The following is a 14,249-nucleotide window of genomic DNA, read 5'->3' as shown; positions in this document are numbered from 1 at the left end:
AAAAACAAAAACAATGCAGAAAATCATTTTAACAGCAATAATCATTTTAAGTGGAGTTTTAGGTTCTGTAGCTCAAGAAAAACAGACAATTACTTTAGAGTTCAGTGGAATGAAATCAGACAAAGGAGATTTATATATCGCTTTATATAACTCTGAAGATTCTTTCTTAAAGAAACCTTTAAAAGGAACCGTTGTAAAAGTTATTAATAAAAAAGCAACAGTAATATTAAATGATATAGCAATAGGAACTTACGCTGTTTCTGCCTTTCACGATGAAAATGATAACAAAAAAATGGATACAAATTTTTTCGGAATACCGAAAGAACCAATAGGTATTTCTAATAATGCGACAGGTTTTATGGGACCGCCAAAATATAAAAATGCAAAGTTTGAAGTATCTAAAAATATAAAACTATCAATTAAGATAAACTAAAAAGATGAAAAAAATAATCACATTACTAGTATTACTATTAGCTATAAATTTATCAGCGCAAAGTAAATATGAAAAAGGTATGACCAAAGGTTTCGAGCTTTGGCAATCAAACAAAACAACAGAAGCTAGTCAGTTATTTGAACGTATTTCTAAAGCAGAAAAAGAAAATTGGTTACCTCCATACTACGCAGCAACAATTGAAATTATTGCAAGTTTTGGTATAAAGGACGAAACTGTTTTAAAAGCGAAACTTAACAAGGCCCAAGAGTTTTTAGATGCTGCAACAGCTGTTTCACCTAACAACCCAGAAATTTTAATAACACAAGCATTATTAAATACGGCTTACATGGCTTTTGACGGACAGAAATACGGAATGTCAATGTCTATGAAAAACGGAGCGTTATATTCAAAAGCATTTAAATTAGCGCCTAACAACCCAAGAATTATATTAAGTAAAGCACAAGCAGATATGGGAGCTGCTAATTTTTTCGGTCAATCTACAGCACCTTTTTGTAAAGATATTAAAAGAGCTATTGAATTAGCTAAAAAAGAAAAAATAACAGAAAAATTTTATCCTAAATTTATGTTTGATAGGGCAGAAGAGGCGTTAAAACAATGCGAGAAAAAATAATAGCTAGCTAAACAGGCAATTGCTTATTTTTGTAAAACAACACAAACTAAACACAATGGCTTTAAAAGCAGTTTTATTCGATATGGATGGTGTAATTGTAGACACCGAACCTTTACACAAAAAAGCATATTTTTTAATGTTTGCTAAAGTGGGTATCGAAGTTTCTCAGGAATTATATAATGCTTATACAGGGCAATCAACCATAGATATTTGTAAAGATTTAGTTAGCAAGTTTAACTTATCGATAGCAGCTACCGAATTAGTTGCTTACAAAAGAGCTTTTTTTAAAGAGCTCTTTTTTTCTGATAAAAATGATTTGCAATTATTAGAAGGTGTTTTAGATTTAATTAAAGATTATTATGCAAACGGAATAACACTCGTTTTAGCATCATCTGCTTCTATGGTAACGATTGATAATGTTTTTAATAAATTTGATTTAAATCAATACTTTAAAGGAAAGATTAGTGGAGCAGATTTAAAGGCTTCAAAACCACATCCAGAAATTTTTTTAAAAGCAGCTGAAATTGCAGGTTTTAAGAAAGAGGAGTGTTTGGTTATAGAAGATTCTACAAACGGAATAAAAGCTGCTTATGATGGCGGAATTTATTGTGTAGCGTATAAAAGTGAGCACTCTAAAGCGCAAGATTACACATTAGCACAGGAAATAATCTCTAATTATACTGAAATTAGATATAATTTAGTAAAAAACATTGTTTAGTTTTTATCAATTATTACCTCATAAAATAATTGGTTTAATAGTTTTAAGGTATATAATTATGTTATTTGTAATAATAGTAGTTTATAATTATTAGTGTAATAATTTGCAGGTAAGTATTTTATTTTTAAATATTTAGCTTTATAATAATCTTAACAAAGAGTATTTGTTGGTGGTTGTTTGTTTTTGTAAATTTGCACTATGGTACAGAAAAATACTGAACAAAAAAATTCACGAGTATTAACTTTTAATTATCTGGTTTTTAGAAATCAATCAGATAAATTCATACCTCCTGCTTCTTAATTTACAAGCTAAGTCTTGTAACATTTTTTTCTGTTAAGAACAGTCAGTCTTTAATTAGGCTATCGCTACATACTTTAAAAATATTGCAATATTACCTATTCAACTTATTAAGTTAAGTAAGAATAGGTGTAAAAGCACTTTGTTACTTTTCTAAATGTTTACGGCTATTAATTAGCTATAACAGCATGATTCCTTTATAAAAATAATATTAATTAAAAATAATTATATGAAACTGATATATATAAAAAGAAAAACTATTCAAGAAAAAAGATACAGTATCCCTATGGGTGAACTGACGACAAAAGTAACATATATTAAAAAATACTTACTTGGGTTACCTCTTAAAACTGTACATAAATATAGAGAAACGTATTATGGGGAAGTAAAAGATTGTGAAGACTGTATGTTATTCGTATAGTACTTTTATAAATCAACAATCTAACTTTATCTAAAAATATAAAAACACATGAAAGTACTTGTTATTGGTGCAGGAAATATGGGGTTAACCTATGCAGAAGGAATGTCTAAATCTAAACTTCTTAAGAAAAAGAATATTATGGTTTTAGATAAATCTGAAGAAAAACTTAAAGAGCTTCATAAAATAGCACATTTTGATACTTTTGAGAAACTAGAAGATTGTGTTCCTAAGGCTGATATTATTTTTATCGCTGTAAAACCACACCACGCAATTAATGTGTTTAATACTATAAAGCCACTTGTGCAAAACGAGCAAATAATAGTATCTATAATGGCAGGTGTTACTATAGAGTCTATTGAAGAGCTAACAGGCTTAAAAAAGATTGTTAGAGCAATGCCAAATTTACCAGCACAAATAGGAAAAGGTTTAACCTCTTTCGTGGTTTCTGATGAAGTATCTAGAATAGAAATGCTAACGGTAGAAAGTTTATTAGCTACTACAGGTAAATCTATTCAGGTTTCTAGTGAAAAATTAATTGACGCTTCTACAGGGATTTCAGGAAGTGGACCTGCCTATGTTTTTTACTTTATGCAAAGTATGATGGAGGCAGCATTAAAAATGGGTTTTTCGAAAAAAGATTCTACAGTGCTAGTTACTCAAACCTTTTCAGGAGCTATCGAGCTTTTTAACCAATCGAATATTTCACCTAATTCTTGGATGGAAAAAGTAGCGTCAAAAGGAGGTACAACACGTGCAGCTTTAGATTCAATGGAAGATAACAATGTAAATGAGTTGATAAAAGAAGCGGCTTTTGCTGCTTTTAGTAGAGCTGTAGAACTAGGGGAGGAGCATTAAGATTAGTTTAACCTACCTTGTTTTTAAAACTATTTATGTGAATTTTTTAGCTGAATGATTTGAGCAGCGATACTAATGGCAATTTCTTCTGGAGTTTCACTTTTTATTGATAAACCAATAGGAGCATATACAGCTTGTAACTCTTTTTGTGAGTATTTTTCGTTTCGTAAAACCTGCCACATTGTTTCTAATTTAGCCTTGCTGCCTAAAACACCAATAAATTTATAATCATTTTTAAGTAGTTTACTTAAAACCAATTTATCATCGGTGTATTTATTGGTCATAATAGCTACATAACTTGTTTTTCCTTCGGGAATATGGTTGTTGATATCATTATAATCAATAACTAATTTTTTATGTGCGAAATTATTATTTTCGAGTGTGTTGAGGTTTTCTCTATTGTCAAAAACAACTACATAAAACCCAAGTTTTACAAAAGTTCCTGAAACAGCTACCCCAACATGCCCTCCGCCAACAATATATAAAGTCTCTTTAAAACCTATATATTCATTAAAATACCAATCAGTATTTGAATCAATTTGATAATTAAATTGATTTTCTTGTTGTTTTTTTGAAAAACAGAATGAGTTAGGCGTTAAATTTAATGTTCCGTTTTGTCCTGTTTGAATACAGTTTATAATACTTTCAATTACAGTTGTATGCTTAAAATCTAAACAATGAAAAGCAATTGTTTGTTCACCAGAACAGATCATTCCAGATCCGTTTTCGATATTACCTTTATGAATCTGTTTTTTTATAAATATAGATGAATCTTCATTTTGCAAAAGATTTTGAACCTCTTCAACCAAAGTAAATTCCATTACGCCACCACCTACAGAACCAAAAATAAATCCGTCTTGGGCAACTAGCATTTTAAAACCTTTTCTGCCAGGAGAACTCCCAAAGTTTTCAATAACTGTTAAGACATATACTTTTTGATGGTCCTTGATTTTATCTAATATGTATTTCCAGAGTTTCATTGATTGTTATTACCGTCATGGCGAATAAGTATGATGAAGTTATCTTTTAAAGAAGGCTACAGTATCTTATTTGAATGATGAATTAATTAAAAATTGTTTCACTTAAAGCGTAATAAATTGCCATTAAAGCAGAGAAAATTGCACTTGCTATAAAACGCCAATTTAAATGTATTTTATTTTGGATGATAAAATTAACAGTAAATGATATAGGAATGTTTACAGTAAAAGACAGCAATGCAATGGTTAATAAATTTGCATTTATTTGATCATAATTACCTGTCAACAATTTAATAAAAGCTAAGTGCCTAAAAACCCATATCGGATTAAAATAGGCGATAGCCAAACCTGTTTTTGCTACCGTTTTTTTTATGCCGGTAAAAGAAGCTGTTTTTTTATCAATCCAAATAAAATAATTAGGAATTTCAAAAGCATATATGGTTGCTCCGATTAACAACATTCCGAGTAACCGATATATAGAAAAATCGTTTAATAAAAGTGCTGCAATCGTATCTCCAGTGCTATAAATAATAGCACCTTTTAATATATTTTGTTTGGTGTATTGTAGTTTGATTGATTTTTTATTTTTAGAGTTTATAGGTAAAAGAATCTATAAATATTAAATAACTGTTATTGGTTTTCGTACAAGCCCATTAATACTTTTTCTGGTGTAAAAGGCGAGTGAAACTTTAATTTATAATTAGGATTAAATGCTTTAACAGCTTCCTGAATCGCAAAATAAGCACCAATTCCGTACATTAAAGGAGGTTCTCCTACCGCTTTCGATTTTTGTATGGCCATATCATTTCCTGCTGTTTTAACAGGAATCGTTTCTACTATTTTCGGCGTAGAAAAAATATCTGGAACTTTATAAGTAGATAATGCATTCGATAATAAACATCCGTCAGAATTGTAAGCAATTTCCTCCATTGTCATCCATCCAATTCCTTGTGCTAAAGCTCCTTCAACTTGACCGATATCAATTCCTAAATTCATAGATTTCCCGAAATCATGTACAATTTTTACGGCATCAATTTCATAAGTTCCTCTCAAACAATCTACCGTTGCTGTAGTAATTGCTGTTCCGTAAACATGATAGGCAAACGGATGTCCTTTTTCTTTAGATTTATCAAAATGAATAATAGGTGTAGCGTAATGAGCATTTTCAGTTAAAGCAACACGTTGCATCATGGCTTGACTAATTACATCTTCCCATGAAATAGTAGATTTTTCACCATTAATAAAAACAAAATCCTCTTGAAAATAAATGTTTTTTTCTTCGGACGAAGTTAATATAGCAGCAACTTTAGTTAATCTTTCAATTAATGCGTTACAAGCCATTTCAACGGCTTTTCCGTTTAAATCTGCAGTAGAACTCGCTGCAGTTGGCGAAGTGTTTGCAACACGGGTTGTATTGGTAGTTTCTAGCTTTAATTTAGTAGCTGAAACGCCTAAAACAGTTTGCGCTACTTGCAGCATTTTAGTGTTTACACTTTGCCCCATTTCTACAGCTCCTGTAGAAATTCCCACACTACCGTCTTGATAAATGTGAACTAATGCACGCGCATGATTCATTTGTGTGTTTGTAAATGAAATACCAAAAGTAATTGGCATTAACGATACGCCTTTCTTGAATCTATTATTTTCTTTATTAAAAGAAATTTTTTCAGCTTCTAATTTTTCTAATTCAAAAGTATTTTTAGCAGTAAACCATGTATTTTTAGCTTCAACTTGTGTCGCAATTTGTCCGTATGAAAACTCATCATTTTCAGCTAACAAATTAACTTCTTGTATTTGTTTTTTATTGATGCCTATTTTATCTGCTGCATCTGCAATCGCACTTTCTATAACAAACATTCCTTGTGGCCCTCCAAAACCACGAAAAGCAGTGTTGGGTGGTAAATTAGTTTTACAACTAAATACAGTAGTGCTTACATTCGGAATAAAATAACTGTTTGTGGCATGAAATAAAGTTCGTTCTGCAATTGCTGGAGATAAATCGGCAGCAGCACCAGAATTTTGTAAAAACTCAACTTCAAAGGCTTTAATTTTTAAGTCTTTTGTTAATCCTATTTTATAGAAAGATGAATATGGGTGGCGCTTACCAGTCATGCGTAAATCGTCATGACGATTTAACATATATTTTATTGGGCGATTTAAATGTTGCACAGCAACTGCTGTCATAACTGCCCAAGGAGTTGCTTGATCTTCTTTACCACCAAAACCACCGCCTAAGCGAATAACGTCTACTTCTATTTTATGCATCGGAATTCCCAATACTTTAGCAGCTGTTTTTTGTACTTGTGTTGGTCCTTGGGTAGAAGACGTTAGCTTGATGTTTCCGTTTTCTAACGGAACAGCGTAGCAACCTTGTGTTTCTAAATATAAATGTTCTTGTCCGTTAGAGAATGTTTCACCTTCAAAAACATATTCACATTCAGAAAAAGAACCAGATGAGTCACCAAGTTTAAAAGAGCGAGGTGCGTTTATAAAACTATTTTTTTCTTTAGCCTCTTTAGCTGTTGTAATTACAGGAAGCTCTTCGATATCAATTGTAATTAAAGCTCTTGCTTTTTTAGCAATAGCTTCTGTTTTAGCAACAATAAAAGCAATTGGTTGCCCCCAGAAATGTACTTCATCTTCTGCCCATAATGGTTCATCAGGAATAATTCCTCCGATTTGATTTTCCCCTAAAACATCTTTGTAGGTAAATATTTTTACGACACCATCTAAAGCTTCTGCTTTAGAATAATCTACCGATTTTATTTTTCCATGCGCTTTTGGCGAATCAAAACATAAGCCTATTAAAGCATCTTGGCGCAGCATTAAATCGTCTACAAATAACGATTCTCCTCGAACATGTGTATAACTATCTATGTTTCTCATTAGGCAATTAGTTTTTTTAGTTCGATTAGATTCGGAAATAATTCAATAAAATGAGCAAAGAATAATTGTTTAGCTAATAAACGTTTGTATTCTGATGTTCCTCTTACATCACTAATTGGTGAAATTTCTGATTGAAGTATTTTTTGTGCTGCTATTATAGTATCAGAATTAATCTTTTCCCCTATTAAATAGTCATTCGTTTTATATAAGTATTTCGGAATCGCAGCAACGCCACCTACCGAAAAATGAGCTTCAATAATAGTGTTTTTTTCTATTGATATTCTACCAGCTGCATTAACACTCGCAATATCTAAATGGGTACGTTTGCTTACTTTTTCAAAATTAAAAGCTTCATTTTTTTGAAGAACTTTAAAGGAAATAGCCTTTAAAACTTCATTTTCTTTTAAATCGTATTTTTTGTAATCTTGATGAAATTCTTGAAATGAAATATGACGTTCTGATTCGTCTTCTTTAATAATTGTTAAAGTAGCATTTAAAGCTAAAAAGAAGATAGACATATCGCCAATTGGTGACGCATTAACGAAATTACCGCCAATGGTTCCCATATTTCTAATTTGTTCCGATGAAATTAATTTCATAAACTGCTGTAGCTTCGGAAATAAAGTTTGTAGTTTTTTGTTTTCTGCAATTTCAGTAACCGTTGTATTCGCACCTAAAGTGCAAATTCCTTTAGAAAAAAAAATACCAGATAATGTTTTTTTATCTGCTAATAAATAAACCTGTTCGTCAGCCATTTTATCCGCGGAGCGAACATATAAATCGGTTCCGTTAGCAACTTTTATTCCTTTTGTTTGTTTAGGATTTGTTGCCCCTATTTTTTTTAATTGATCAGGAATTGTTTCAAAGTAATTAGGAATAAATCCTTCTTTAATCAACCAATCTATTTGATGATTATCGTCTTTATTAGCTAATTTTTCTTCAACTTCTAAACCTGCTTTTTCGATAGATTTATAACCAGTACATCTACAAATATTACCACTAATGGCATCATTACATGTAGTGTTATTATTGTTGCTTAAAGCAAAACCAGTCATAGAAACTACAAAACCAGGCGTGCAAAATCCGCATTGAGTAGCGTAATTGCTAGTCATCGCTTCTTGAACAGTATTTAAGCTCTTGGGTAAGTTAATTCCTTCTATAGTAACAATGTGTTTACCATTTGCGTTTCCTAAAGGAGAAATACAAGAAGTAATACTTTTGTAGTTTACATTGTCGCCTTCTAATGTGCCAATTAAAACTGTACAGGCTCCACAATCGCCTTCGCGACAACCGATTTTTGTACCTTTTAGTTGTTGATGATCTCTAATGAAATCGAGTAGCGTAATACCTGAATTTACAGGTGTTTTAATAATCTGATTGTTGAGTATAAATTGTACCATATGCAAAGGGCAAGATACGAAATAGTACGAAGTGTTTGGTTAGTATTTATAGTTTTAAAAAAAGAACTATAGGATTCTTAAAATTACCAATTTAAACGTGTCATAATAGGGTAGTGGTCTGATAATTTAATATCACTATATGTTTTGTAGTGATTTATAGTTGCTTTGTTATCAGTAAAAATAAAATCGATACGCATAGGGTAGATATATCTAAAAGATTTACCTAAGCCAATACCAGCGTCTAAAAAAGTATCTTTTTTGTTTTTAGATAATTTGTTGTAAACCCAAGAATATGCAGTGTTGTTAAAGTCACCACACATAATTTTTTTACCTTTCCATAAAGTTTCATGTTGTAAGATAAGTTCAGCCTGACTTACTTGTTTTTTAAAACCGCTAGACAAACGTTTAAATAAGTGTTCGGAATCTTTCTCTCCGAAATTTACTTTCTCCGGATTTATTTTCAAGGATTCTAAGTGTACATTATAAACGCGAATTGTGTCTTTATTTTTTAAAATATCAGTAAAAATAGTATTGTTAGCACTGTTTTTAAAATTTAAAGAGCCCGAGTTTATAATCGGATATTTCGAGTAAATAGCTAGTCCGAATTTATTAGCTTTCGACTTGGTTTTAATGTATTTATAAGGAAGATTTATGTCTAATGATTTAGATCTGTAAAACTCTTGCATTAAAAGAACATCGGGATCTTCATTGTCGATAAAAGCATAAATCTTTTGTTCGGTAGTGCTATCTTCTAAGTGTTTATAATGATTGAATAATCGCACATTATAACTCATCACTTTTAAGTCGTTATTTAATATTAATTCTTTATTAGAAAATTTTATTAAAGGCGGAGAAATGAAATAGCCAACTACTAATATAAGTAGCGATAATAAAGCGTTTTTATGTAGTTTAAGTAACCAGTATATAAAAAAAGCAATATTTAAAATAACTAATAAAGGTACAAATAAACTAAAAACGGCAAGTGCAGGGATTGTTTTTGGAGATAGAAAAGGTAACACATAACAGAGCAACAAAACAGTTGCAAAAACTGAATTGATAAAGAACATCAACTTACGGACAAGTGAATATTTTTTCATTTAATTATTTACCTTGTTTAAATAAAAAATCTTTCTCGCTTTTTGTTAAAGTATCATAACCTGATTTACTTATTTTATCTAAAATATGATCTATTTCAGCTTGGTCTTCTGTTTTTTTGTAGTTGTTTTTTGATGGCTTTTTTCCAGATTTATAAACTGTTTTTAAAGGTTTTTCCTTTTTCTCAAAAAACTTTTTTAGTGGTTTTAAAATCTCTAATTCTTTATTGCTAGCTCGTACAACATATAAAAATCCAAATATAGCACCACCAATGTGTGCAAGGTGTCCGCCAGCATTACCTGCAGGTATTTGTATAATATCAATAGCTATCCAAATACAAGCTAACGTCCATAGTTTCACAAAACCAATTAACGGGAACTTTAATTGATAATTAGGTATGTATGTTGCTATTCCTATAAAAATTGCTGAAATTCCTGCCGATGCTCCTAAAAGCACGCTATTATCTGCAACACGTTGTAGTGCAGGGAAAAAATTATAACTAGCAATAAAAATAATTCCGCCAAATAAGGTTCCTAAAAGATAAAAATTTAGTAATTGCTTAGAGGTGAAATATTGTTTAAAAAGATGCCCGATATAGAATAAAGCAACTAAGTTTAATAGTATATGAAGAAAACTGGTGTGTAAAAATCCGTAAGTAATAATTGTCCACGGTTTGTATAAAAATTCATCAAAGTTGGCTGGTAAAGAAAACCATTCAACTAATAAATTATTATTAGATTGAAATAAAAATCCAAAAGTATTGGTAATAAAAACCAATAAAAAAACAGCAAGATTTACGTAGATAAGTTGTTCTACAATACCTGCATTTTTAAAACGATATTTTAAGTTATCTAAAGTATTCATCAATTTTCTTTTTCTTTCAAGGAATCTAATATACTACATTAATGAGTTTTGAACTGTTTTTTTTTCCAATACCAAGCAATAATAAAACCAATAATAGCGCCTCCAATATGTGCAAAATGCGCAATATTACCAATTGAGTATTTTGTAACTCCAAAAAATAAATCACTAGCAATCATTACCGGAATAAAGTATTTAGCTGCAATTGGCACTGGAAAAAAGATCAAAGCTAGTTTTGCATTCGGAAACGTTAATCCGAAGGCAACTAAAATACCATAAACAGCACCAGAAGCACCAACGGCAGGCGTATGGTACAAGCTGTAAAACTCGCTCATTGTTCTGTTAGAAAGGGTTATGATATTTTCATTATAATGTCCGGTAGTTAAAATTTTTTGTATTTCTGAAGGAGAAATACCTGAGGCAGCTATTTGCTCATAAATACCATTAAATTGGTAGTAATTTACAAGTGTATATATTAGTCCGGCACCTATACCTGCAGAGAAGTAAAAAAATATAAATTTATTTCTACCCCACATTTGTTCTAAAGGTGTACCAAAAGCCCATAACGCATACATGTTAAAAAGTAAATGCATTGTTCCGCCATGCATAAAAGTATGCGTAACGTATTGCCAAACACCAAAATGCTCGTTTTGTGGATAATGTAAAGCAAATATATTTGTTAAGTCTAAATTTAAAAATTGTGGCGCAAAATACATAATCACGTTAATGATTATTAAATGTTTTATAGCGTCAGTTAATTTTCCCATGTTTTTATTTTATTTATTAAAAATGGTGTCAATTTCGTTTAAAGTCAATGTTTTAAACGTTGGCTTACCAAAAGGCGATGTATTTGGTTCTTTACAAGAAAATAGATCGTCAACTAAGTTTTCTTGTTCTTTAGTAGATAGTACTGTTCCTGTTTTTATAGCCAATGATTTTGCAAAAGATTTTGCCATTACATCAAAATGACTAAAGCTAGTATCAGGTACTTCTAACTTAATGTCGTCTAATAATTGTTCTAAAATTAAAGTGATTTGACTTTCGCTTATAGATGTTGGTATTCCGCCAATAACAACACTTTCTTTAGTAAATTCATCAAACATAAAACCTGCACTTTCTAAATCGGATTTTATCGTATATATCATTTCAATATCTGCTTTAGAAAAAGAAATATTTACAGGAAATAGCAATTGTTGACTACTAGCTTCTTTTACGGTGATATTCTCTAAAAACTCTTCGTATAAAATACGTTGATGTGCTAGTGATTGATTGATTAAAACAACCCCAGATTTAATAGAACTTAATAAATATTTTTTTTGAATTTGAAAAGTTTTACCGGTTTCGGTTTCTTGATGACTTTCAAAAAGCTGTTCTTGTTTTATTGTATCTAACGGTTCTGTATTGGTATATAAAGCTTCCCAGTTGCTGGTGTCTTTTTTGAAATTAGACTGATAACTTACCGATTTAGAACCCTGTGAGTCGTTTGAGTTATTTGATTTTGATTCGTAGCTAGTTTCTGTTTTAAACGGATTAAATGTAGGGTCTACACTAATCGGAGGTACAGAAGATGATGTCCTTTTGTTTTTGCTATAATCATACGGAGTATCAAGCGTAGCGTCTCTGTTAAAATCTAATACCGGTGCAACATTATATTGCCCTAAACTATGTTTTACAGTAGCACGTAAAATAGCATATAATGCTTTTTCATTATCAAACTTAATCTCAGTTTTTGTTGGATGTATATTTATATCGATGCTATTAGGCGGCACTTCTAAATATAAAAAATAAGACGGATGCGAACCGTGCTCTAGTAAACCTTCGAAAGCATTAGAAACGGCATGATTTAAGTAAGAACTTTTTATAAATCGATTGTTTACAAAAAAATATTGTTCACCTCTTTTCTTTTTAGCAAACTCAGGTTTAGCAGTAAATCCGTTGATGGTAATAATATCGGTTTGCTCAGAAATGGGAACTAATTTTTCGTTCATCTTTGCGCCGAAAATAGCTACAATTCGTTTGCGTAAATTACTTTTCTTTAAATGATAAACCTCTGTATTATTGTGATGTAATAAAAAAGAAATATTAGGGTGCGCTAAGGCAACTCTTTGAAATTCATCTACAATATGACGCGTTTCAATAGTATCTGATTTTAAAAAATTCCTTCTTGCAGGTATGTTATAAAACAAGTTTTTAACAGCAATACTTGTTCCTTTAGAAGTTGAAACAGTTTCTTGAGAAACAATTTTACTTCCTTCTATTTTTATTTGAGTCCCCAGCTCTTCATCTTCTTGTTTTGTTTTTAACTCAACATGCGCAATCGCCGCGATAGAAGCCAAGGCCTCTCCACGAAACCCTTTGGTATTTAAATTAAATAAATCTTGGGCATCTTTAATTTTTGAAGTAGCATGACGCTCGAAACTTAAACGTGCATCGGTAGCGCTCATACCTTTACCGTCGTCGATTACTTGAATTAACGTTTTACCGGCATCTTTTATTAAGAGTTTTATAGAACTAGCGCCTGCATCAATAGAATTTTCTACTAATTCTTTAACTACAGAGGCGGGTCTTTGTACTACTTCACCTGCAGCAATTTGATTAGCTACATGATCAGGAAGTAATTGTATAATATCTGACATTAGTTGTTTTTAGATAGAAATATAGAAAGATCAAAATCGATAAAAAATAAAAATAAAAGTAATAAAACAGCAATTATAATTATGATTGTAGGGTTAAATCCGCCATTTTCAGAACTTTTAAATTCATTAATAGCATCAGTAAACTTACCCTTTAAGCCTTTTGATTTTCCAACAGTTGTACGGTATTTATCAAATTTATGCTTTACTTGGTACGGATTTCCTTCGCCTTTGTAATAGGTTGGCTTGTAATCGAACTTTTTATTTTCTCTTTTAATAAATCCCATAAAATGTTGCTTTTAAAATACTGTAGTGTAACAAAAATTACACCAAATAAAGACGAAATTCAAAGTTACTGAATTATGAATAAGTGGTCAAAAATTATGGCTAAATTAAAGTTAAAAAAAGAACCAAAATGATAAGCATCTTGGTTCTTTATATTTTAATTGTATTTTTTGTAGTATTTAAAATCCTAAAGAACCTTTTGGTTTTTCCGAATTTTTAATAGCAGCCATTTTAACAGCGGCTACAGCACATTCAATACCTTTGTTTCCTAGTTTTCCTCCAGAACGATCTATAGATTGTTGCTTAGTATTGTCGGTTAAAACACAGAAAATTACAGGAACATCGTATTTAATATTCAAATCTACAATTCCTTGAGTTACTCCTTCACATACAAAATCAAAGTGTTTTGTTTCTCCCTGAATTACGTTTCCAATTGCAATAACAGCATCTACTTTTTGAGATTCTATCATTTTTTTACAACCGTACACCAATTCAAAACTTCCGGGTACCTCCCAAGAAATAATATTCGCTTCTGTTGCGCCGCAATCTAAAAGTGCTTCGATAGCTCCTTTTTGTAGGTTACCAGTAATTTCAGGATTCCACTCTGAAACAACAATCCCAAATCGAAAAGATTTCGCATTTGGGATTGAAGCTTTATCGTAGTATGATAAATTTGTTGTTGCCATATATTATTTTTATGTCATTGCGAATAAAATGAAGCAATCTTTTTAAGAAAGAGATTACGTTGCTATTTTCC

Annotated in this window: 15 protein-coding genes; 5 read left to right on the top strand and 10 right to left on the bottom strand. The window is 30.9% G+C overall.

What is annotated here, in order from left to right:
• Positions 1 to 13: 13 nt before the first annotated feature.
• The 5 genes from ACQ629_RS04280 (at position 14) to proC (ending at position 3,355) form a co-directional block, all read left to right on the top strand.
• Positions 14 to 433 carry a DUF2141 domain-containing protein gene (locus tag ACQ629_RS04280; RefSeq protein ID WP_483706715.1) on the top strand — a complete coding sequence of 140 codons (420 nt, stop codon included), beginning with the start codon at positions 14 to 16 and terminating at the stop codon, positions 431 to 433.
• Positions 434 to 437: 4 nt separating this feature from the next.
• Entirely contained in the window at positions 438 to 1,064 is a 627-nt protein-coding gene (locus tag ACQ629_RS04275) for a tetratricopeptide repeat protein (RefSeq protein ID WP_483706714.1), read from the top strand.
• Between the two features lie 55 nt (positions 1,065 to 1,119).
• Positions 1,120 to 1,782, top strand: a complete 663-nt coding sequence (locus ACQ629_RS04270) for an HAD family hydrolase (RefSeq protein WP_483706712.1) — start codon at positions 1,120 to 1,122, stop codon at positions 1,780 to 1,782.
• A 526-nt stretch (positions 1,783 to 2,308) separates the two neighbouring features.
• Positions 2,309 to 2,500: a hypothetical protein gene (locus ACQ629_RS04265; RefSeq protein WP_218771113.1), complete on the top strand. Its 192-nt coding sequence runs from the start codon at positions 2,309 to 2,311 to the stop codon at positions 2,498 to 2,500.
• Positions 2,501 to 2,548: 48 nt separating this feature from the next.
• Positions 2,549 to 3,355 (top strand): pyrroline-5-carboxylate reductase, encoded by an 807-nt coding sequence (proC, locus tag ACQ629_RS04260; protein WP_483706710.1) that lies wholly within the window; start codon positions 2,549 to 2,551, stop codon positions 3,353 to 3,355.
• 29 nt (positions 3,356 to 3,384) lie between these two features.
• On the opposite strand, the gene ACQ629_RS04255 is transcribed toward proC, so the two are convergent.
• From ACQ629_RS04255 to ribH, 10 genes are all read right to left on the bottom strand, one after another.
• Complete coding sequence (locus tag ACQ629_RS04255) at positions 3,385 to 4,335, bottom strand: XdhC family protein (RefSeq protein ID WP_483706709.1); 951 nt, start codon at positions 4,333 to 4,335, stop codon at positions 3,385 to 3,387.
• 82 nt (positions 4,336 to 4,417) lie between these two features.
• Positions 4,418 to 4,792 carry a hypothetical protein gene (locus tag ACQ629_RS04250; RefSeq protein WP_483706707.1) on the bottom strand — a complete coding sequence of 125 codons (375 nt, stop codon included), beginning with the start codon at positions 4,790 to 4,792 and terminating at the stop codon, positions 4,418 to 4,420.
• A gap of 170 nt (positions 4,793 to 4,962) precedes the next feature.
• Complete coding sequence (locus tag ACQ629_RS04245; RefSeq protein WP_483706706.1) at positions 4,963 to 7,218, bottom strand: xanthine dehydrogenase molybdopterin binding subunit; 2,256 nt, start codon at positions 7,216 to 7,218, stop codon at positions 4,963 to 4,965.
• Entirely contained in the window at positions 7,218 to 8,618 is a 1,401-nt protein-coding gene (locus ACQ629_RS04240; protein ID WP_483706705.1) for an FAD binding domain-containing protein, read from the bottom strand. Before ACQ629_RS04240 ends, ACQ629_RS04245 begins: the two co-directional genes overlap by 1 nt.
• Positions 8,619 to 8,701: 83 nt before the next feature.
• Complete coding sequence (locus tag ACQ629_RS04235; protein ID WP_483706704.1) at positions 8,702 to 9,715, bottom strand: endonuclease/exonuclease/phosphatase family protein; 1,014 nt, start codon at positions 9,713 to 9,715, stop codon at positions 8,702 to 8,704.
• Positions 9,716 to 9,719: 4 nt separating this feature from the next.
• On the bottom strand, positions 9,720 to 10,577 hold the full coding sequence (locus ACQ629_RS04230) for a rhomboid family intramembrane serine protease (RefSeq protein WP_483706703.1): 858 nt from the start codon (positions 10,575 to 10,577) through the stop codon (positions 9,720 to 9,722).
• A 38-nt stretch (positions 10,578 to 10,615) separates the two neighbouring features.
• Complete coding sequence (locus ACQ629_RS04225; RefSeq protein ID WP_483706702.1) at positions 10,616 to 11,341, bottom strand: rhomboid family intramembrane serine protease; 726 nt, start codon at positions 11,339 to 11,341, stop codon at positions 10,616 to 10,618.
• Between the two features lie 9 nt (positions 11,342 to 11,350).
• Entirely contained in the window at positions 11,351 to 13,210 is a 1,860-nt protein-coding gene (gene mutL, locus ACQ629_RS04220) for a DNA mismatch repair endonuclease MutL (protein WP_483706701.1), read from the bottom strand.
• Positions 13,210 to 13,494 carry a riboflavin synthase subunit beta gene (locus ACQ629_RS04215; protein WP_483706700.1) on the bottom strand — a complete coding sequence of 95 codons (285 nt, stop codon included), beginning with the start codon at positions 13,492 to 13,494 and terminating at the stop codon, positions 13,210 to 13,212. Before ACQ629_RS04215 ends, mutL begins: the two co-directional genes overlap by 1 nt.
• A 177-nt stretch (positions 13,495 to 13,671) precedes the next feature.
• Positions 13,672 to 14,178, bottom strand: a complete 507-nt coding sequence (ribH, locus tag ACQ629_RS04210; protein ID WP_483706699.1) for a 6,7-dimethyl-8-ribityllumazine synthase — start codon at positions 14,176 to 14,178, stop codon at positions 13,672 to 13,674.
• Positions 14,179 to 14,249 lie beyond the last annotated feature (71 nt).

The organism is Tenacibaculum sp. SM2510 (assembly GCF_057002845.1).
The sequence above is the reverse complement of the archived record's forward strand: the minus strand, read 5'-3'. Positions and strand labels throughout refer to the sequence as shown.